General features: G+C 72.2%; 19 protein-coding genes. 8 read left to right on the top strand and 11 right to left on the bottom strand.

All coding sequences use genetic code 11. The features are described from left to right. Window positions 1-108: 108 nt before the first annotated feature. The 3 genes from ACZ561_RS00455 to ACZ561_RS00445 form a co-directional block, all read right to left on the bottom strand. On the bottom strand, window positions 109-774 hold the full coding sequence (locus ACZ561_RS00455; protein WP_470989986.1) for a DedA family protein: 666 nt from the start codon (window positions 772-774) through the stop codon (window positions 109-111). A 61-nt stretch (window positions 775-835) separates the two neighbouring features. Then, window positions 836-3463, bottom strand: coding sequence for a glycoside hydrolase family 3 C-terminal domain-containing protein (locus ACZ561_RS00450; protein ID WP_470987720.1), 2628 nt, complete (start codon window positions 3461-3463; stop codon window positions 836-838). Between the two features lie 146 nt (window positions 3464-3609). Beyond that, on the bottom strand, window positions 3610-4062 hold the full coding sequence (locus ACZ561_RS00445) for a DUF4442 domain-containing protein (RefSeq protein ID WP_329123227.1): 453 nt from the start codon (window positions 4060-4062) through the stop codon (window positions 3610-3612). A gap of 106 nt (window positions 4063-4168) precedes the next feature. On the opposite strand from ACZ561_RS00445, the gene ACZ561_RS00440 reads away from it, so the two are divergent. Beyond that, window positions 4169-5263, top strand: a complete 1095-nt coding sequence (locus ACZ561_RS00440; protein WP_470987716.1) for a DUF8017 domain-containing protein — start codon at window positions 4169-4171, stop codon at window positions 5261-5263. Window positions 5264-5336: 73 nt separating this feature from the next. Next, window positions 5337-6665, top strand: a complete 1329-nt coding sequence (locus ACZ561_RS00435; RefSeq protein WP_470987713.1) for an MFS transporter — start codon at window positions 5337-5339, stop codon at window positions 6663-6665. 15 nt (window positions 6666-6680) lie between these two features. Here the strand turns inward: ACZ561_RS00435 and ACZ561_RS00430 are convergent, their stop codons facing one another. From ACZ561_RS00430 to ACZ561_RS00410, 5 genes are all read right to left on the bottom strand, one after another. Continuing rightward, window positions 6681-7526 carry a spermidine synthase gene (locus ACZ561_RS00430; protein ID WP_470987710.1) on the bottom strand — a complete coding sequence of 282 codons (846 nt, stop codon included), beginning with the start codon at window positions 7524-7526 and terminating at the stop codon, window positions 6681-6683. A 4-nt stretch (window positions 7527-7530) separates the two neighbouring features. Next, the gene (locus ACZ561_RS00425) at window positions 7531-8376 is read right to left on the bottom strand and encodes a patatin-like phospholipase family protein (protein WP_470987708.1); all 846 of its coding nucleotides are present in this window, start codon (window positions 8374-8376) and stop codon (window positions 7531-7533) included. 75 nt (window positions 8377-8451) lie between these two features. Continuing rightward, on the bottom strand, window positions 8452-9630 hold the full coding sequence (gene tuf / locus ACZ561_RS00420) for an elongation factor Tu (RefSeq protein ID WP_470987706.1): 1179 nt from the start codon (window positions 9628-9630) through the stop codon (window positions 8452-8454). A gap of 94 nt (window positions 9631-9724) precedes the next feature. Then, complete coding sequence (locus tag ACZ561_RS00415) at window positions 9725-9859, bottom strand: hypothetical protein (RefSeq protein ID WP_329123215.1); 135 nt, start codon at window positions 9857-9859, stop codon at window positions 9725-9727. Window positions 9860-9919: 60 nt separating this feature from the next. Then, window positions 9920-10636 carry a DNA alkylation repair protein gene (locus ACZ561_RS00410; RefSeq protein ID WP_470987703.1) on the bottom strand — a complete coding sequence of 239 codons (717 nt, stop codon included), beginning with the start codon at window positions 10634-10636 and terminating at the stop codon, window positions 9920-9922. Between the two features lie 68 nt (window positions 10637-10704). Between ACZ561_RS00410 and ACZ561_RS00405 the strand changes: the two genes are divergently transcribed. Then, window positions 10705-11475 (top strand): TVP38/TMEM64 family protein, encoded by a 771-nt coding sequence (locus tag ACZ561_RS00405; protein WP_470987700.1) that lies wholly within the window; start codon window positions 10705-10707, stop codon window positions 11473-11475. A gap of 384 nt (window positions 11476-11859) precedes the next feature. On the opposite strand, the gene ACZ561_RS00400 is transcribed toward ACZ561_RS00405, so the two are convergent. Continuing rightward, the gene (locus ACZ561_RS00400) at window positions 11860-13029 is read right to left on the bottom strand and encodes a thiolase family protein (protein WP_470987697.1); all 1170 of its coding nucleotides are present in this window, start codon (window positions 13027-13029) and stop codon (window positions 11860-11862) included. A gap of 117 nt (window positions 13030-13146) precedes the next feature. On the opposite strand from ACZ561_RS00400, the gene ACZ561_RS00395 reads away from it, so the two are divergent. The 3 genes from ACZ561_RS00395 (at window position 13147) to ACZ561_RS00385 (ending at window position 15227) form a co-directional block, all read left to right on the top strand. After that, window positions 13147-13608, top strand: a complete 462-nt coding sequence (locus ACZ561_RS00395; protein WP_470987694.1) for a winged helix-turn-helix transcriptional regulator — start codon at window positions 13147-13149, stop codon at window positions 13606-13608. Between the two features lie 109 nt (window positions 13609-13717). Beyond that, a complete protein-coding gene (locus tag ACZ561_RS00390; RefSeq protein WP_376432589.1) occupies window positions 13718-14590 on the top strand; it encodes an undecaprenyl-diphosphate phosphatase in 873 nt (290 codons plus the stop codon). A gap of 421 nt (window positions 14591-15011) precedes the next feature. Further along, window positions 15012-15227 carry a hypothetical protein gene (locus tag ACZ561_RS00385; protein WP_329123203.1) on the top strand — a complete coding sequence of 72 codons (216 nt, stop codon included), beginning with the start codon at window positions 15012-15014 and terminating at the stop codon, window positions 15225-15227. A 22-nt stretch (window positions 15228-15249) separates the two neighbouring features. Here ACZ561_RS00385 and ACZ561_RS00380 read toward each other — a convergent pair whose 3' ends face one another. After that, window positions 15250-15849: a flavin reductase family protein gene (locus ACZ561_RS00380; protein WP_470987691.1), complete on the bottom strand. Its 600-nt coding sequence runs from the start codon at window positions 15847-15849 to the stop codon at window positions 15250-15252. A gap of 83 nt (window positions 15850-15932) precedes the next feature. Here ACZ561_RS00380 and ACZ561_RS00375 point away from each other — a divergent pair, with 83 nt between their 5' ends. Both ACZ561_RS00375 and lnt read left to right on the top strand, forming a co-directional pair. Continuing rightward, window positions 15933-16370: a nuclear transport factor 2 family protein gene (locus ACZ561_RS00375; RefSeq protein ID WP_470987689.1), complete on the top strand. Its 438-nt coding sequence runs from the start codon at window positions 15933-15935 to the stop codon at window positions 16368-16370. 54 nt (window positions 16371-16424) lie between these two features. Next, window positions 16425-18158, top strand: coding sequence for an apolipoprotein N-acyltransferase (gene lnt, locus ACZ561_RS00370; protein WP_470987686.1), 1734 nt, complete (start codon window positions 16425-16427; stop codon window positions 18156-18158). Here the strand turns inward: lnt and ACZ561_RS00365 are convergent. Further along, window positions 18082-18987, bottom strand: coding sequence for a Gfo/Idh/MocA family protein (locus ACZ561_RS00365; RefSeq protein WP_470987683.1), 906 nt, complete (start codon window positions 18985-18987; stop codon window positions 18082-18084). The genes lnt and ACZ561_RS00365 overlap by 77 nt on opposite strands. Window positions 18988-19005: the final 18 nt, after the last annotated feature.

Genomic DNA, 19005 nt, shown 5'->3' with positions numbered 1-19005 from the left:
CCGGGATCCGTCTCAACGCGGAGATGTACCTGCACCTGGCCAAGGGCCACGCCGAGGCCTTCGAGGACTGAGAGCGGCGGAGCGGACACGGCGAAGTCTCCGGCCCGGTCAGTCCGCGACGGTCGCCGGGACGGGCTCCGGGGCGGGTTCGGCCGAGGATTCCGCCTTGGCTGCGGCCTTCTTCGCGCGGTTCTTCAGGATCAGCATCGAGGAGAGGCCGACCACGACGGCGAGCACCAGGCCGAGCCAGGAGAAGCGCTTGAGCCAGGCCTCGGCGACGATGCCCACCGAGTAGATGACGGCCGTCGTGCCGCCCGCCCAGAGGATGCCGCCGAAGACATTGGCGATGGCGAACTTCCAGTACGGCATCTTCAGCACACCCGCGAGCGGTCCGGCGAAGATCCGCAGCAGAGCGACGAAGCGGCCGAAGAAGACCGCCCACATGCCCCACTTCTCGAAGGACCGCTCGGCCAGCCCGATGTTGGCCTCGCTGAAGTGCTTCGGGAACTTCTTCCCCAGCCAGGCGAGCAACGGCCGCCCGCCCTTGCGGCCGATCGCGTACCCGATCGAGTCGCCGATGATCGCGCCGGCCGTGGCGCAGGCGCCGAGGACGTACGGATTGATGTCGCCGTGCTGCGAGGCCAGCAGGGCCGAGCTCACGAGGACGATCTCGCCGGGCAGCGGGATGCCCAGGCTCTCCAGCCCGATCACCACTCCCACCAGCGCGTAGACGGCGACCGCGGGGATCGTCTCCAGCCACTCCTGGACGTGCAACGCGGATTCCTCCCGTGTCGAGGCGCGCGCCGCGTCGCGCACGCCGAGGCAGCCTACCTGGTCACAGGGGTCTCACCACGACCTCCGCGCGAAGCCGGGTATCACGTGAGGAGGCTCCCACCACGACCGGGCGCCGGCCCGTCCCGAGCACCCAGTCGTGCCGTGCGATGTCCCAGGAGGAGAGGGTGCGGGCGGCGATGGGCACGGTCACACGACGCCGCTCACCCGGCGCCAGCTCCAGGCGCCGGTACCCGGCCAGGATCCGGCGCGGCTGGTCGACGCCGAGCGCGGCGAGGTGGGGCGAGGGGCCGAGGTAGACCTGGGCCACCTCGATCCCGGCCCGGCCGCCGGTGTTCCGCACGGTGAAGGTGACCGCGAGTCCGCCGTCGTCGGCGGCCTCGACCGTCAGGCCGTCGTACCGGAACGTGGTGTACGAGAGCCCGTGCCCGAAGGGGAACAGCGGCTCCACCCTCTTGGCGTCGTACCAGCGGTGGCCGACGTGGACGCCCTCGCTGTACTCCTGGATCCCGTCCCGCCCCGGGTAGCGGAGCGGGTCGCCCGCCGTGGGGTGCCGGTCCTCGGCGGCGGGGAAGGTCTGGGTGAGCCGTCCGCCGGGGTCGGCGTCGCCGAAGAGGACGGCCGTGGTCGCGGCGGCGCCCTCCTGCCCGGGGTAGTACATCTGCAGCACGGCGGCGCTGCTCTCCAGCCAGGGCATGGTGACGGCGGACGACGTGTTGAGGACGACGGTCGTACGGGGGTTGGCGGCGGTCACCGCGTCGATCAGGGTCTCCTGGTTGCCGGGTAGCGCCAGGCTCGTGCGGTCCTGGCCCTCGGTGGCGTCCTCGTACGCGAAGAAGACGACGCTCCGCGCGGCGCGGGCCGCACCGACGGCCTCCGCGAAGTCCTCCTCCCGCTGGGAGTCGCTGATCGCACGGAGCCGGAGGACCTGGCCGCCGGCGCCGCCGCGGGCGGTGACGGTCAGGCGGTGGGTGCCCGCGGTGAGCTCGACGGTGTCGCGGCGGACGGAGAGACCGTCCGGAGCGCGGCTCAGCAGTCCTCCCGGGAGCTGCTCGGGTGCGCCCGGGACGACGGGGAAGAGCTCGGTGGAGTCCAGGGTGACGAGGGGCCGGGCGCCGCTGTGGTGGAGATGGAAGGTCCAGCGGTCGGTCTCGGAGACGGTGAGGGTGCCCTCGTAGGTCCAGGTGGCCTTGGCGGCGACGGTGCGGTTCTCCAGGTCGGTCGGGGGCTCCGTGGCGGGCAGCGGCCGGCCGAAGAGGTCCTCGCCGAGAGCGTAGGTGACGGTGGCGTCGGCGCCGGCCCGGTCCCGGATGGCGTCGAGGGGGCGGACGGCGGAGTCGGGGACCACGAAGGCGCTGCCGCCGCCGCTGACGAAGGGGAGCGTGCCGGTGGGGCCGATGACGGCGAGCGAGCGAGCGGCGGGGCCGGTGAGCGGCAACATCCCACCCTTGTTGCGCAGCAGGGTGGCTCCGGCAGTGGCGACGCGCAGGGCGACGGCGGCGCCCGCCGCCGCGTCCCGGTCCGGCCTGGTGGCCTCGTCGAGGAGGCCGAACCGCGCCCGTACGGACAGGATGCGGCGCACGGCCCGGTCGACGGTCGCCTCGGTCACCAGTCCGTCCCGCACCGCCTTCTTCAGCGCGTCGCCGTAGCGTGCGCCCCTCGGCATCTCCATGTCGAGTCCGGCTTCGAGGGCGGGCGCGGTGCTGTGCGTGGCACCCCAGTCGCTCATCACCCAGCCGTCGAAGCCCCAGCGGGTGCGCAGCACATCGGTCAGGAGCGCCGCGTTCTCGGTGGAGTACACACCGTCGACCTTGTTGTACGCGGCCATGACGGACCCCACGCCGGCGGCGACGGCGGCCTCGAAGCCGCGTAGCTCGGTCTCGTGGAGGGTCTGCTCGTCGGCCCGTACGTCGAGGGTCGTCCGGTCCTTCTCCTGGTTGTTGAGGGCGAAGTGCTTGACCGTGGCGATCAGACCCTCGTCCTGGATGCCGCGGATCTCCTCGGCGACGAGGTCTGCGGAGAGCAGCGGGTCCTCGGAGAAGGTCTCGAAGTTCCGTCCCGCGTACGGCGTGCGGATCAGGTTGACCATCGGGGAGAGCAGCACGTCCTGGCCGAGCGCGCGTCCCTCACGGCCGATGACCCCGCCGTAGGCGCGGGCGAGGTCGGGATCGAACGCGGCGGCGAGCATGACGGGCGCGGGAAGAGCGGTGGCGGCGAGCTTCACGCGCACCCCTGCCGGGCCGTCGGCGAGCCGCAGCGGCGGCAGGCCGAGCCGCGCCACACCGGGTACGTATCCGGCCTGGCCGAGGCCCTTCGGGTCGGCGGCGCCGTGCAGCAGGGAGACCTTCTCCTCGAGCGTGAGCGCCGCGAGGAGTTCGTCGACCCGCTCGACCCGGCGGCGCGCCGGGTTCGGTCGTTCCGGGTCGGGTCGCGCCGGGTCGGGTCGCGCCTGGTTCGCGTGTGCCGGCTTCGCATGTGCCGGTACGGCCACGGCTGCAGCGGCGGCGACGGCCCCGCCGAGCAACCACAGAGCGGTCCTACGCGGCAGACGTCCCTCGGCATGGGCCCGCGCCGGTCCGGAGCGTGCGCGACGCGCGCCCGCTTCGCGGGTCGGGTCGGCCTCGGGGCCGTGGGCCGGCGGTTTCGGCTCACGGGAATCGGCGTCTGACAATGCGCTGCTCCTTCGCACAAGGCGGATGCCGCGTATACGCGGTGAGCGCACTATGCGTGACAGCTTGTCATTTTTTCGTCGCATTCCGGCCGACACGGCCGCCCCCGCACCCGAATTGGCGTGCGGGGGCGGCTCGCGGCGATGTGTCAGGCGTTCGGGCGCAGGGTCCAGACGACCGTCATCTCGCCGGTCACCGCACCGTCCTCGCGCGTGATCGCGATGTGGACAGGGAACTCCGGGCGCGCGCCGGCGTCGAGCTCGGCGACGACGTCGGCGGCCGGGCGGCCGAGGGTGGCGGTGGCCGTGACGACGCCCATCGCGAGCTTCTTGTAGCCGATCTCGGCGGTGACGGCGAGCGGCACCGCGCGGCTCAGCTGGTCGCCGAAGGCGGCCAGGACGATGGCACCGCTGGCGGACTCGGCCAGCGTGAACATGGCTCCGGCGTGCGGGCCGCCGACGTGGTTGTGGTAGTCGGCCTGGTCCGGCAGGCGGACGACGGCACGCTCGGAAGTGGTCTCCAGGAACTCGAGGTTGAGGGTCCTGGCCATGGGAACCGTGGCGGCGAGCATCTCGCCGACGGACATCTGGTCTGCGCTCATGGCGCGATGTTACCCGCGAGTAGCAGAGAAGGCCATCCCCGCCTCCGCGCACCCGCATGGGGGCGGGCGTAGCAGGGTTCCCGCCACACCTCTATGGTTACTGGCCATGTGGCCAGGACAGCAGCCGCCCGGGGGCGAGCAGAACCCGCAGGACCAGAGTCAGAACCCGTACCAGCAGTCGGGTTACCAGCAGCCGAACCCCTATCAGCAGCCGGGGTACCAACAGCAGCCCGGATACCCTCAGCAGCCGCCGACGCAGCCGGGCTATCCGCAGCAGCCGCCGACGCAGCCGGCCCAGCCTGGGTACCAGCAGCCCAACCCGTACCAGCAGCCGACCGTGCCGCAGTACCAGGTGCCGGGCGCGCCGCCGCAGCCGGGCGGTCCCGGTGACGGCAAGAAGAAGCAGACGACGATCATCGCCATCGTCGCCGCGACCGCCGTGGTCGTCGCCGCCGGCGTCACGGGGTTCCTGGTCCTCGGCAAGGACGACGAGAAGAAGACCGATGCCGGCGGCGACCCGAAGCCCTCGACGTCCTCGTCGGCCCCCGGCAACCAGCAGTCGTCGCCTCCGATCGACAACCCGCGCGACGACGCCCAGCAGCAGCCGACGATCCCGGGCTGGAAGGTCGTCCACAATCCCAAGTACGGCACGCTCTTCGACGTACCGCCGGAGTGGGAGCTGCTGAAGCCCGGCTCGATCACCTTCTTCGAGGACGAGAAGAAGGGCGACGGCTCGCCGGTCGTCACCATGTCCGCGCCCGCGCGCTTCAAGAGCAAGTGGTGCACGTTCGACACCGACAAGAACGGCACCGAGGAGACCTGGGGCCTGAGCACCGCGGGCACCAAGGGCGGCCAGGGCGCGAAGAACACCGAGGAAGCGGCGTTCAACGAGGCCGGCAACTGGGTGTGGGCGGGCTACGCGCAGCACATGCCCAAGGGCACCATCAAGATCACCAAGGCTGTGCCGTTCACCACCAAGTCCGGGCTCGTCGGCAGCATGTCGACGGCCACCGCCCCGGGGATCAAGAAGCGGAACAAGTGCGAGTCGGACGGCAAGTCCATCGCGTTCTCCTTCAAGAACTCCGCCGGTGACTTCTCGTCGTTCGTGCTCTACGCGGCCGACGGGGTCAAGGACGAGCTGCCGGACGCGACGATCCAGCAGATCCTCTCGACGGTGCGACTGGCCCCGGCCTCGTCCTGACGGAGGCCGTACCGGGCGAGGTCGTCCGGATATCGGTTTGGCAGGAGGCGGCGGCGACGGGGATAGTCCCGGAGTGAGAATTCCCGCCGCCTCCCCCCGCCCCCCGCTGCTCTCCCGCCGTCCCGAGTGGGCGGGGCGCAACTATCTGCTGCTGACCGCCGCCGCGATGGTCACCAACCTGGGCACCCACGGTGCCCTGATCGCGACGGCGTTCGCCGTGATGGAGTCCGGCGGGGACGGCGGTGACGTGGGCCTGGTGGCGGCGGCCCGCATCGTCCCGCTCGTGCTGTTCCTGCTCATCGGCGGCGCGGTCGCGGACCGGATACCCCGGCACCGGGTGATGGTCGCCGCCAACGCCCTCAACTTCGTCTCCCAGGGCGTCTTCGCCGTGCTCGTCCTCACGGGCGACCCGCAGCTGTGGCAGATGATGGTGCTGACCGCGCTGTGCGGAACGGGCCAGGCGTTCTTCAACCCGGCGGCCGAGGGCATGTTGATGTCCAGCGTCAGCGGCGAGCAGGTCAGTCGTGCCTTCGCCCTGTTCCGGATGGCGATGCACGGCGCCGGCATCGGCGGCGCGGCGCTCGGCGGCGCGATGATCGCCGCGGTCGGCCCCGGCTGGGTCCTCGCGATCGACGCGGCGGCCTTCGCGGTCGCCGGCGCGATGCGCGCCTTCCTCGACGTCAGCCACATCGCGAAGCGCGAGGCGGGAGGCGGCCTGCTCGCCGATCTGCGCGAGGGCTGGCACGAGTTCATCGGACGGCCCTGGCTGTGGTCCATCGTGGCCCAGTTCTCCATCGTCGTGGCGCTCGTCGGCGCGGCGGAGTCCGTCTACGGGCCGTTGGTGGCCCGGGACCAGCTCGGCGGTGCCAGGCCCTGGGGAATCGCCCTGGCCTTCTTCGGAGTGGGCACGCTCGCAGGCGCGCTGCTGATGATGCGCTGGAAACCCCGCCGGATGCTGCTCGTGGGCACCCTGGGCGTGTTCCCGATCGCCCTGCCGTCGGCGGCGCTCGCGGTCCCGCTCGACGTGGTGGGGCTCTCGGCCGCGATGTTCGTCAGCGGTGTGGCGATCGAGGTGTTCGGCGTGGCGTGGATGACGACGCTGCACCAGGAGATCCCGGAGGAGAAGCTGTCGCGGGTGTCCGCGTACGACTGGTTCGGCTCGACGGCCATGCTGCCGCTGTCCACGGCGCTCGCGGGCCCGGCGGAGGGCCTCTTCGGCCGCAGTGGGGCGCTGTGGGGCTCGGCGACGCTGATCGTGGTGGTGACGGCCCTGGTCCTGCTGGTCCCGGACGTCCGGAACCTGAGGCGGCGTACGAAGGAGGTGGGCGGTTCCGCCGCCCCCGCGAAGACCGCCGCACCGAGCACGGCCGTGGCGACCCCGACGGCGCACCCGGGCGCCTGAGGCTCGCGGGAGGGGTCAGCCGATGCTGAAGGATCCGTCCGGCGGGACGGGGGACGGGACCGCGTCCGTGTCGTTCACGGGGCGGGCGGATCCCGTGAAGCGGGTCAGGGTGGCTCCGTACTCCACGCGCGCGGGGAAGGCGTCCCCGGCCGCGCGCCGGGCCAGACGGGCCGTGTCGATCTCGTGGTCGGAGGCGACGAGGACCGCGTTGCCGAAGCGGCGGCCACGCAGCACGGCCGGTTCGGCGATCAGGGCCAGCTCCGTGAAGACGCCCGCGAACGTCGCCAGCTGGGAGCGGAGGAAGGCGAACGGCGCACCGTCGGCGAGGTTGGCCGCGTAGACACCGCCCGGGCGCAGCACCCGCCGGGCCTCCCGCGCGTACTCGACGGAGGTCAGATGGGCGGGTACACGCGAGCCGCCGAAGACGTCGGCGATCAGCACGTCCACGGAGGCGTCGGGCGCGGCTTCCAGCCAGCCCCGGGCGTCCGCGGCGTGCAGGGCGACCCCCGCGCCGTCGGGCAGCGGGAGCTGTTCCGTCACCAGGTCGAGAAGTCCCCGGTCGGCCTCGACCACGTCCTGGCGGGAGCCGGGGCGGGTCGCGGCCACGTAGCGGGGCAGGGTGAGCGCCCCGCCGCCGAGGTGCAGGACGGCGAGAGGCGCGCCCTCGTCGGCGAAGCTGTCGACCACATGGGCGAGCCGACGGGCGTACTCGAACTCGAGATGGGTCGGCTCGTCGAGGTCCACGTAGGACTGCGGCGCGCCGTCGACGGTGAGCAGCCAGGCCCGGTCCCGGTCGACATCGGGCATGAGCTTGGCGGTTCCCCGGTCGACGTCCCGGATGACGGGTATCTGCTCGTTCACGCTCTCATTGTGCCCACAGGGCCCGGACCGCCTCCGCGTGGGCCGCGGCCTGGGCATGTCCGGCGCGGGCCGCGGGGCCCCGGCGGCTCGGGTCGAGGGGGTTGCGGCCGAAGGCCGCCTTGGAGTCCGCGTCCGGGGTGATGACCTCGACCCGGGCGCCCGCCGCGGCGAGCGCCGCGCCTTGGCGGGCCGGGGAGATGATGATCTTGCTGCCTGATCCACTGGGCGCGATGACGACGACGCTGTCGTACCCGGCGGCGAGGTGCGCGTTGGAGGTGGAGTGAACTCCCCCGTCGATCCAGCGACGTCCGTCGATGGTGGCGGGCGGCCAGAGCCCCGGAATGGCACAGCTCGCGGTGACGGCGTCGAGGAGCGCGGCGCCGCCGTCCTTGTCGTACGTCCTGAGCTCGCCGGTGAGCGCGTCGACGGCCGTGACGAGCAGCCGGCGCTCCGGCCACCGGACCACCGGAGCGAGGCGGCGGGCGATGGTGTCACGGCGCGTGGCCTCGTCGACCGTCGTGGCTCCGAGCGCGAGCCGGCCGAGCTTGCGCCCGTACGCCTCGGGGGTACGGGAGGTCAGAACGGCGATCGCGTAGCGGAGGATCGTTCCGGCGCCGAGGCGGCCGGCCGGCTCTCCGGGACCGTCGTCCAGCTGGCTCTCGTACAGCTCCGCGACGGTGGACGTGTCGGAGGCGAGCTGTGTGGCGACGACCGCGCCCGCCGAGCTGCCGATGATCAGATCCGCGGTGGACAGGTCGGTCCCTGCCTCCGCCAGGCCGTGCAGCACGCCCGTCGCCCAGCCCGCGCCCGTCATTCCGCCCGAACCCAGAACCAGTGCTGTCCGCGTCATGATCCGAGTGTGGCAAAGGGAGTTGGGCCCGCATTCCGCGGGGTGCGGAATGCGGGCCTCTACCCGACCGGGCGCTCAGCCGACGTTCGTGACCGTGCCGGCGCCGACCGTACGGCCGCCCTCACGGATCGCGAAGCCGAGTCCCGCCTCCAGCGGGACGTCACGGCCGAGTTCGACGGTCATGGTGACCGTGTCGCCCGGGCGCGCGACCACCGTCTCACCGAGGTCGACGTCGCCGACGACGTCCGCGGTCCGGATGTAGAACTGCGGCCGGTAGCCGGTCGAGACGGGGGTGGTGCGACCACCCTCCTTGCCCGACAGGACGTAGACCTGCGCGGTGAACCGCCGACTCGGTACGACGCTGCCCGGCGCCGCCACCACATGCCCGCGGCGGACCGAGTCACGAGCGACACCACGCAGCAGGAGCGCGACGTTGTCGCCGGCCTCGGCCGACTCCATCGGCTTGCCGAACGTCTCGACCCCGGTGACGACCGTCTCGGTCTCCGCGCCCAGCACCTCCACGCGGTCGCCGACCCGCACCGTCCCGCGCTCGACGGCGCCCGTGACGACGGTGCCGCGGCCGGTGATGGTGAGGACGTTCTCGACGGACATCAGGAAGGGCGCGTCCACGTACCGCACGGGCATGGGTACATAGGTGTCCACCGCGTCGAGCAGCGCCTCGATCGCCGCCGTCCAACGCGGGTCGCCCTCAAGGGCCTTGAGCCCCGACACCCGGACGACGGGAACGGAGTCGCCGCCGTAGCCGTGTGCGGTCAGCAGCTCCCGTACCTCCAGCTCGACGAGGTCGGTCAGCTCGTCGTCGCCCGCGTCGGCCTTGTTGAGCGCGACCACGATGTGGTCCACGCCGACCTGGCGGGCGAGCAGGACGTGCTCGGCCGTCTGCGGCATGATCCCGTCGAGCGCGGAGACGACGAGGATGGCCCCGTCGAGCTGGGCGGCGCCGGTGACCATGTTCTTGACGTAGTCGGCGTGGCCGGGCATGTCGACATGGGCGTAGTGGCGGGTGTCGGTCTCGTACTCGACGTGCGCGATGTTGATCGTGATGCCGCGCTGGGCCTCCTCGGGCGCGCGGTCGATTTGGGCGAACGAAACATAGGAAGTGGGGCTGCCGGTCCCGCGCTCGCTGAGGACCTTGGTGATGGCGGCGGTCAAGGTGGTCTTGCCGTGGTCGACGTGGCCCATGGTGCCGATGTTGAGGTGCGGCTTGGTACGCACGTATGCCGTCTTGGACATGGTTCGCTCGTTCCTTGAGCTCGAAGCGTGTGAGGGGACCCCGGGGCCGGACCGACCCTCCCCCTGTGGGGTCCGCCGGACGAGCCGGGGAGGGTCAGCTTCGGGCGCCGTCGAGTGCGACGGCCGCGAGCGCGGCGGCTGCGAACGCAGCGGCGGCGACGGGCGCGACGGCAGCCTTCGGCGCGGCCGCGACTGCGGGCCGTGCTTCGAGGAAGGCGTACCGGAACATGTCCACGATCATCCCGTGACGAGCCGGTCGCCGTCGAACGATTTTCTGCCGCAGGCGAGTTCAGAGGTGCTTGAGCGCCTCGCGTACGGAGAGCGGGGCAAGGCGGTCCCGGTTCTCCTCGACGAACGCGCGGACCTCGTCGGGGCCGGTCTTCGCGTACTCGCGCAGGGACCAGCCGATCGCCTTGCGGAGGAAGAAGTCGGTGTCGCCGGCCCGGCGCAGGCAGTACGCGAACAGCCGCTCGCTGTCGGTCCCGTCCTTGAACGTGAGTTGGTGCAGCAGCGCGGAGCGCGCGACCCACGGGTCGTCGTCCTCGATCCACTCGTCCATCCGCGCGGCGAGCGCCGGATCGGCCGCGACGAGCCCACCGACCACATGGGCGGCGAGGAGGTCGACGGTGTCCCACCAGGATTCGGTGGTGACAAGCCGAAGGGCGACGGGCAGGAAGCCGGAGGAGCAGCGCTTGACGTGCCGGCGCAGGTAGTCGACGGCGAAGTAGTGGTACTCGCGCTCGGGGAGCGCGAAGCAGCGCAGCGCGACGGCGGCGCAGTCGGCCTCGTCGGGGCGCGGGGTGCCGTCGAGGACCGTCCGGGACAGGGCGCGCCGCTCGGGGGTGCGGATGCCCAAAAAGGGGGCGACACCCTTCATGTACGCGACCATCTCCTGCGCCCGGAAGGGATCGCCGGCCGTCGGATAGAGCTCGGTGAGGCGGGCGAGCACGCTGTCGGCGAGAGCGCTGTCGGGCACGGCGGGCCCAGCGGGCACGGCGGTCGTCATGCGGCCCAGAGTACGGCCGATGACGGACATTACGGCGATCACATGTGTCCGTCGGTTACTCTCCCCGGATGCTCGACCCCGTCACCCGGCCGCCGGGCTCCCTCGCACTGCGCTGCTCCCGGGCTCTGCTGTCGCCCTGGTCGCGGCTGTCCCTGCTCGCGGTGCTCCTCGCCGCAGCGGCGACGACCGTGGTGCTGTACGAGCCCCAGCGGCTGCTGTCGGCGGGCTGGCCGCCGCAGATGAGCGGCGCGGGCGCGGTGGTGGTGTTCGGACTCGCCTACGGGGCGTGCACGGCCGCCTTCGTACCGCGGCCGATCCTGAACCTGGCGGCGGGTGCGCTCTTCGGCGCCCAGGCGGGACTGGCGGCGGCGGTGGCCGGGACGGTCCTGGGGGCGGGAATCTCGTTCACCCTGGGGCGCGTTCTGGGGCAGGGCGCGCTGCGGCCGCTGCTGCGGGGGCGCTGGCTGAAGGCGGCGGACGGGCAACTGAGCCGGCACGGCTTCCGCTCGATGCTGGCGATCCGGCTCTTCCCCGGGGTGCCGTTCGCCGCCGCCAACTACTGCGCGGCGGTCTCCCGGATGGGGTACGCGCCGTTCCTCCTGGCGACGGCGATCGGCACGATCCCCAACACAGCCGCGTACGTGGTGGCGGGCAGCGAGGCCGCCTCGCCGACCTCGCCCGCCTTTCTGATCTCGATGGGCTTCATCGTCGTGTCCGGCCTCGCCGCGGCGACCGTCGCCTGGCGCAAGCGCCACGGCCTGCGGACGGCCCCGGCTGAACCGACCCAGCGGACCGAGCCCCGCCCGCTGGCGGGCGTGGGAGCTTCGCGAGAGGGCTAGGGCGCGGAGGGGGGTGCCGTAGGGCGCCCGGCCCCGGGCAGCGGTGGGGCGGGGCAACTCCTGGCCCCACGAGGACGCCGGGACGCCGTGCCCCGACGCGCCCGACCGACCGGCGGACGGCGCGGCGCAGCCGCCCGCCCCGCGTGGACGCCTGGCCCAAGGCGCCGGCCCCGCGTGGACGCCTGACCCAAGCCGCCGGCCCCGCGTGGACGCCTGGCCCGGCGCCGGCCCCGCGTGGACGCTTGGCCCAAGGCACCGAGCCGCCTCACCGGGCCCGCGTGCACCCCTGGCCCAAGGCGCCGAGCCGCTCACCGGGCCGTGGCGCCGGCGCGCTTCGCCGGCCCGCGGGAGGCGGCCCCGCCCGTATGCCCGCCGCGAGGCCCCTCAGAGCGCCTCGACGATCATCGCGTTCGCCAGGCCACCCGCCTCGCACATCGCCTGGAGGCCGTACCGGGCGCCACGGGCTCGCAGGGCGTGGACCAGGGTGGTCGTCAGCCGGGTGCCGCTGGCGCCGAGGGGGTGGCCGAGCGCGATGGCGCCGCCGTGGACGTTGACCTTGGCCGGGTCGGCGCCGGTCTCCTGCTGCCAGGCGAGCACGACGCTCGCGAACGCCTCGTTGATCTCGAAGAGATCGATGTCGTCGAGGCCGAGCCCGGCCTTGCGCAGCACCTTCTCCGTCGCCGGGATCACGCCGGTCAGCATCAGCAGCGGGTCGGAGCCGGTCACCGCGAAGCTGTGCAGGCGGGCCAGCGGGCGGAGCCCGAGCCGCTCCGCGGTGTCCGCCGCCATCACGAGCACGGCGGAGGCGCCGTCGTTGGTCGGGCTGCTGTTGCCCGCGGTCACCGACCAGTCGATCTGCGGGAATCGCTCGGCGAAGACCGGGTCCTGGAACGCGGGCCGGAGCCCGGCAAGGACCTCGGGCGTGGTCGTGGGCCGCACCGACTCGTCGCGGCGGACGTCTCCGTACGGGACGACCTCGGCGTCGAAGAGACCGGACTCCCAGCTCCGGGCGGCCTTCGTGTGCGAGGCGGCGGCGAACTCGTCCATCGCCTCGCGCCCGATCGACCACTTCGCGGCGATCAGCTCCGCGCTGATGCCCTGCGGAACCAGACCCTCGGGGTACCGCTCGGCGACCCCGGGGCCGAAGGGGTCCGCTCCGGGCGGCACGTTCGACCACATCGGGACGCGGCTCATGGACTCGACCCCGCAGGCGACGGCGATGTCGTACGCCCCCGAGAGCACGCCCTGGGCCGCGAAGTGCACGGCCTGCTGGGAGGAGCCGCACTGCCGGTCGACGGTGGTGGCGGGCACGGAATCGGGGAAGCCCGCGCCCAGCCAGGCATAGCGGGTGGTGTTCATGGCCTGCTCGCCGACCTGGTCGACCGTTCCACCGATGACGTCGTCGACGGAGGCGGGGTCGATGCCGGTGCGTTCGATCAGCGCGCCGAGGGTGTGGGAGAGCAGGGCGACGGGGTGGACCTCGGCCAGGGCGCCGTGCGCCTTCCCCCTGCCCATGGGCGTGCGGACTGCTTCGACGATGACGGCGTCGCGCATGATGACGGCTCCTCGATCACCTGGTGAGTTGGAAAACTGGATCCAACACTTGGCAGTAACATAGCCCAGTCGGTTGGATTCTCAAACCCTCTCCTCGACCTGCCTTAGGCTGAGCCCATGAAGGCAGCCCCCCGCCCTTGCTCGATCGCCGACGCCCTCACCCTCGTCGGCGAGAAGTACTCGCTGCTCGTCCTGCGCGAGATCTCGCTCGGCGTCCGCCGCTTCGACCGGATCGCGCGGAACACCGGTGCCCCACGCGACATCCTCACCGCCCGTCTGAAGCGCCTGGTGGAGGCCGGAATCCTGGAGAAGGTGCCGTACAGCGAACGTCCGCGGCGCTTCGAGTACCGGGCCACTCCGGCGGGCCAGGAGCTGCAGCCGGTGCTGCTCACGCTCATGGCCTGGGGCGACCGCCACCTGAACGAGAAGGACCGTCCGGTGGTCCTGGAGCACAGCTGCGGCGAGATCCTCAGCCCCCGCGTCGTGTGCGCCTGCTGCGGTGACGAGGCGGACGCGGCGAGCCTGACCCACCATGTGCGAACCCCGGGATGGACGACGACCGGCCCCGTGGAGACCTGAGATCGGGGCCTTCATCCGGGGACGGTACGCTGCGCAGCGACCGGCGGTGGATCTCCGATCCGACCGCCCTTTCTGACCGCACGAGCACATTCGGGACGGCCCTAGCCCCATGAGTTGGTTCGAATCATTCATCCTCGGACTCGTCCAGGGGCTGACGGAGTTCCTTCCCATCTCCTCCAGCGCGCACCTCCGCCTCACCGCAGCCTTCGCCGGCTGGGAGGACCCCGGCGCGGCCTTCACCGCGATCACCCAGATCGGCACGGAGACGGCCGTCCTGATCTACTTCCGCAAGGACATCGCGCGGATCGTCTCCGCCTGGTTCCGCTCGCTGCGTGACAAGTCCATGCGCAGCGACCACGACGCCCAGATGGGTTGGCTGGTCATCGTCGGCTCGATCCCGATCGGTGTGCTGGGCGTGACGCTCAAGGACCAGATCGAGGGCCCGTTCCGTGATCTGCGGCTGATCGCCACGACCCTCATCGTGATGGGCATCGTCCTCGGCGTCGCCGACCGCCTCGCCGCCCGCGACGAGATCGGCGGGCGGCACCGCGTCGTCCGCGAGCGCAAGACGCTCAAGGACCTCGGAGTGAAGGACGGCCTGATCTTCGGCGTCTGCCAGGCGATGGCCCTGATCCCCGGCGTCTCCCGCTCCGGCGCGACGATCTCCGGCGGTCTGCTCATGGGCTACACCCGCGAGGCGGCGGCCCGGTACTCGTTCCTGCTGGCCATCCCGGCGGTGCTCGCCTCGGGCGCCTACGAGCTGAAGGACGCCGGCGAGGGCCATGTGTCCTGGGGTCCGACGATCTTCGCGACCATCATCGCGTTCGTCGTCGGATACGCGGTGATCGCCTGGTTCATGAAGTTCATCACGACCAAGAGCTTCATGCCGTTCGTGATCTACCGGATCCTGCTCGGCATCGTTCTGTTCATCCTTGTCGGCACGGATGTCCTGAGCCCCCACGCGGGCGAGTCCGGGCACTGACCTCGGGCCTCGCACAGACCGGAGCCCGTCCGCGGGCGCCGGTGGTCGATCGACCGCCGGCGCGCGGACGGGCTCATGTCCGTTCGGGTGGGGACCGGGTTCCGCGCCGATCGGGACGGGTCGCCGGACTCGGGGGGTTTTCCGGCGGCTCTTCTCTGGTGCGCCCCTACCGAAGGGACGCGACGATCCTCCCGCCGGGGAGGGGAGAGCGGCGAGCGTGCGCACCCGCCGTGTCGAGGCGTTCCGTTCACACCCCGTGTGAACTGGTTCCGTGCCCCTCCACGGACCGGGCCTCTCCACGGACCGGGCCTCTCCACGGACCGGGCCTCTCCACGGACCGGGCCTCCCGACCGCGCGGGCCTCTCCACCGCCCGGCGGGATCCGCCGGGCGGGATCCGGGGGCTCGTCGCACCCTGGAACCATGGCCTGGCAAGCACCCATCGTCATCCACCGCCCCTCCCCCGACGGCGGGCGGCGCGTCACCGTCCGCGGGCAGATCGTGGGCCTCGCGCACAATGACACCGACCTCGTCGAGTTCCTGCGCCGAGCCGGACTCGAGGACGCCGACATGATCCTCGACGATCCGCATCTGGTGGAGTGGCGCGGCGGCCGGCCCCACCGGTGGGAGGCCGCCTAGCAGGCGTCGCGCACCGCTCTCGTCACGTCCGGGAGTCGTACGGGACCCGGGCGATCTCCTGGATTCCGCCGAGCGTCCCCCACTCGTTCCGGCCGAGCCGGGTCAGCGGGCGCATGAGCGTGATCTCGGGGTGGCCGTCCACCATCACGGACTCGTCCACGGCCGCGTGCACCACCCGCCCGAAGACGACGGTCGAGTCCCCGATCCGCAGGGTGCTGTGCAGCTCGCACTCCAGCGCCACCGGCGCGTGCGCCACCCGCGGCGGCTTGACCCGCAGGCTCGGCTCGCGTTCCACGCCACAGGCGTCGAACTCGCTCACCCCGCGCGGAAAGTCCGTCGCCGTGGCGTTGATCTGCTCGAAGAGCGGCTCGGGCGCGAAGTTCACCACGAAGGCCCCGGTGTCCTCGATGTTGCGCAGCGAGTCCTTGCGGCCCACCGAGGTGAACTGGACCACCGGCGGAGTCACCGACGAGATCGTGAAGAAGGAGTGCGGGGCCAGATTGTCGGTCCCGTCGGCCGAGGTCGTGGAGATCCAGGCGATGGGCCGGGGCACGACGGTGGCGGTGAGCAGTCGGTAGAAGGTGTTCCGGTCGCTCAGGGCGGGATCGATGTCGATGCGCATGACGCAAAGTATGACCGGGATCCGACCACGCCCTCGCCGCACGGCTCTTGGCCCCGCGCCTCCCCCTGCCCGACACTGTGCCGATGACACAGCGCGTGGATCTCGCGACCGTGATGGACCGGCTTGCCATCGACGACCTCGTCACCGGGTACGCGGTGGCCGTGGACGACTCCGACTGGACGGGCTACCGGGCGCTGTTCACGCGCGACGGCAGGGCCGACTACCGCGATTCCGGCGGTGTCGAGGGCCCGGCGGCCGAGGTCGCCGACTGGCTCGAGGAGACGATGCGGCTCTTCCCGGTGCGCCAGCACCTGATCGTGAATCGCCGGGTGACCATTCAGGACCTCGGCGGCTACTCGGGGGACTCGGCCGAGGTCCGGGCCGACTATGTGAACCCGATGCGCTTCGAGTCGGGCGAGGACTTCGTCTGCGGCGGCCGTTACACGTTCTCCCTGCTCCGGACGGACGACGGATGGCGGCTCCACTCGGTCGTCGTACGGGAGAAGTGGCGTCGCGTCTAGGGGCGGGGCCGGGGGTGCGCGGCGCACACTGGAGGCGACACCTGGAGGCGCTGCGTGGGAATTGCGTTCGGCAGGCGCGGCACCGGCGCGGAGCACGGGCCCGGTGCCGGTTCCCGGCGCCCGCGCCGGACACGTACGGCAGCCGAGGACGGGGCAGGCGCGGGAGCCGGAGCCCCCGCAGGGGGCGGGCCGTCCGAGGGCGCGCGGTCCCGCACCCCGCAGACACCGCATCGCGGCGCCCGCGCCGCGCTCGCGGTCGTCGCGGGCGCCCTGCCCGCGCTCGCCTTCCCGGCGCCCGCCCTCTGGTGGTTCGCCTACGTCGCCCTCGTCCCGTGGCTGCTGCTGCTCCGTACCGCGCCCACCGCGCGCCGTGCCGCCCTGGAGGGCTGGCTGGGCGGTATCGGCTTCATGGTGGCGATGCACCACTGGCTGATGCCGAGCCTGCACGTCTTCCTTCTCGTACTGGCCGCGCTGCTCGGTCTGTTGTGGGTGCCCTGGGGGTGGCTGGTGCGGGCGATGCTCGGGGACGGGCCGTCCGGAACACGTGCCGCCGCCGCGCTCCTGGTCGTCCCGTCCGGCTGGCTGCTGATCGAACTGGTCCGTTCCTGGGAGGCCTTGGGCGGGCCGTGGGGTCTGTTGGGCGCGAGTCAGTGGGAGGTCGCGCCGGCACTGCGGCTGGCCTCCGTCGGCGGCGTCTGGCTCGTCTCCCTGCTGGTGGTGGCGGTCAACACGGCCGTGGCGCTTCTCGTGGTGTCGGCGGCCGCCGTTCGGATGGCGGCCCTGGTGGGACTCGTGGTGTGCGCGCTCACGGTGGGCGTGGTCTGGTGGGGTGCCGGGCCACCTCGGGAGCAGGGGACGGCGCGGATCGCCGTCGTACAGCCGGGCGTGTACGACGGATCCGGTGGCGCCGAGCGGCGGTTCGCGCGGGGCGAGGAGTTGACGCGTGAACTGGTCGGCCAGGACCTGGATCTGGTCGTCTGGGGCGAGAGCAGCGTCGGCGCCGATCTGGCGACCCGCCCCGACCTCACGGCCCGGTTGACAGCCCTCTCCCGTGCGGTGGACGCGCCCATCCTCGTCAATGTGGACGCCCGCCGCTCCGACCGGCCGGGCATCTTCAAGAGCGCCGTGCTGATCGGGGAGCAGGGTCCCACCGGCGACCGCTACGACAAGATGCGGCTCGTGCCGTTCGGCGAGTACATCCCGCTGCGCCCGGTCCTGGGCTGGGCGACATCGGTCGGCAAGGCGGCGGGCGAGGACCGGCGGCGTGGCACCGAGCCCGTGGTGATGAGCCTTCCGGCCGACGGAGCCGACGCGGCGCTGCGGATCGGGCCGCTGGTCTGCTTCGAGTCGGCCTTCCCCGACATGTCACGCCGCCTGACCCGCGACGGCGCGGACGTGCTGATCGCCCAGTCGGCGACCTCGACGTTCCAGCACAGCTGGGCGCCCGCCCAGCACGCCTCGCTCGCGGCGCTGCGCGCGGCGGAGTCCGGCCGTCCGATGGTGCACGCCACGCTGACCGGCGTGAGCGCCGTGTACGGCCCCGACGGGCGTCGGATCGGTACGACGCTGGACACCGACCGCAGCGCGGCGGCCGTCTACGACGTGCCCCTCGCGCGGACGACCACGGGCTACGCGCGGTTCGGCGACTGGCCACTGTACGGCGCCCTGACCGTGCTCGCCGTACTGTGCGCCGCCGAGGGCATGGGCGCGCTCAGGAGGCCTGCATCAGAGCCTCGCGCACGACGCGCTCGCACAGCTCGTGGGTCGACAGAGCGTCCCGGGCGCTGAGCTGCCTGCCCGCTCGTACGGCGTCGAGGAAGGCGAGGACGGCCTGTTCGATGCCGCGCTGGCGGGCCACCGGCACCCAGTCCCCGCGTCGCCGGACGGTGGGCTGGCCCTTGTGGTCCACGACGTCCGCGAGGTTGAGGACCTGACGCTTGGTGTCCTGGCCCGACACCTCCAGGATCTCCTCGGTGGAACCGTTCATCCGGTTCATCATCCCGATGGCGGTGAATCCGTCGCCGGAGAGCTGGAGCACCACGTGCTGCATGAGTCCGTCGCGGATCCGGGCCCGTACGTCCGTGTGCTCCACCTCTCCCGGCAGAAGGAAGCGGAGGGTGTCGACGACGTGGATGAAGTCGTCGAGGACGAGGGTGCGCGGGTCCTCGGGCAGTCCGATCCGGTTCTTCTGCATGAGGATGAGTTCGCGCGGATGGTCCAGGCACTGCGCATAGCTGGGTGCCAGGCGGCGGTTGAAGCCGACGGCCAGGCTCACCGCGCGGTCTTCGGCCAGCTCCACGAGCCGCTCGGATTCGGCGTACTCGTACGCCAGGGGCTTGTCGACATAGGTCGCCACCCCGGCCTGGAGGAGCCGGGTGACGATCTCGGCGTGCGCGGCGGTCGGCGCATGTACGAACGCGGCGTCGAGGCCTGCGGAGATCAGTGAGTCGAGGTCGCTGTGGCGCCGCACGGCCGGCACGTGGTGGGTCTCGGCGACCCGCTCCAGGGTGGCCTCCGTCCGTGTCTGCAGATGGAGTTCGACCCCGGGGAGGGCGGCGAGGACCGGGAGATATGCCTTCTGCGCGATGTCGCCGAGTCCGATGCAGCCGACCTTCACGGGGTCTCCCTTAGCGCT

This window comes from Streptomyces sp. NPDC039609, from assembly GCF_055596705.1.
Note: the sequence above shows the minus strand (reverse complement) of the source record. Positions and strands in the feature narration are given on the sequence as shown.

Coding starts and splice junctions, on each gene's coding strand:
- ACZ561_RS00445 (WP_329123227.1), bottom strand. CDS start 4,062: ATGAGCGCAGACCAGATGTCCGTCGGCGAGATGCTCGCCGCCACGGTT.
- ACZ561_RS00385 (WP_329123203.1), top strand. CDS start 15,012: ATGGCCTGGCAAGCACCCATCGTCATCCACCGCCCCTCCCCCGACGGC.
- ACZ561_RS00380 (WP_470987691.1), bottom strand. CDS start 15,849: ATGCGCATCGACATCGATCCCGCCCTGAGCGACCGGAACACCTTCTAC.
- ACZ561_RS00425 (WP_470987708.1), bottom strand. CDS start 8,376: ATGACGCGGACAGCACTGGTTCTGGGTTCGGGCGGAATGACGGGCGCG.
- ACZ561_RS00410 (WP_470987703.1), bottom strand. CDS start 10,636: ATGACGACCGCCGTGCCCGCTGGGCCCGCCGTGCCCGACAGCGCTCTC.
- ACZ561_RS00405 (WP_470987700.1), top strand. CDS start 10,705: ATGCTCGACCCCGTCACCCGGCCGCCGGGCTCCCTCGCACTGCGCTGC.
- ACZ561_RS00390 (WP_376432589.1), top strand. CDS start 13,718: ATGAGTTGGTTCGAATCATTCATCCTCGGACTCGTCCAGGGGCTGACG.
- ACZ561_RS00395 (WP_470987694.1), top strand. CDS start 13,147: ATGAAGGCAGCCCCCCGCCCTTGCTCGATCGCCGACGCCCTCACCCTC.
- ACZ561_RS00440 (WP_470987716.1), top strand. CDS start 4,169: ATGTGGCCAGGACAGCAGCCGCCCGGGGGCGAGCAGAACCCGCAGGAC.
- ACZ561_RS00375 (WP_470987689.1), top strand. CDS start 15,933: ATGACACAGCGCGTGGATCTCGCGACCGTGATGGACCGGCTTGCCATC.
- tuf (WP_470987706.1), bottom strand. CDS start 9,630: ATGTCCAAGACGGCATACGTGCGTACCAAGCCGCACCTCAACATCGGC.
- ACZ561_RS00415 (WP_329123215.1), bottom strand. CDS start 9,859: ATGTTCCGGTACGCCTTCCTCGAAGCACGGCCCGCAGTCGCGGCCGCG.
- ACZ561_RS00400 (WP_470987697.1), bottom strand. CDS start 13,029: ATGCGCGACGCCGTCATCGTCGAAGCAGTCCGCACGCCCATGGGCAGG.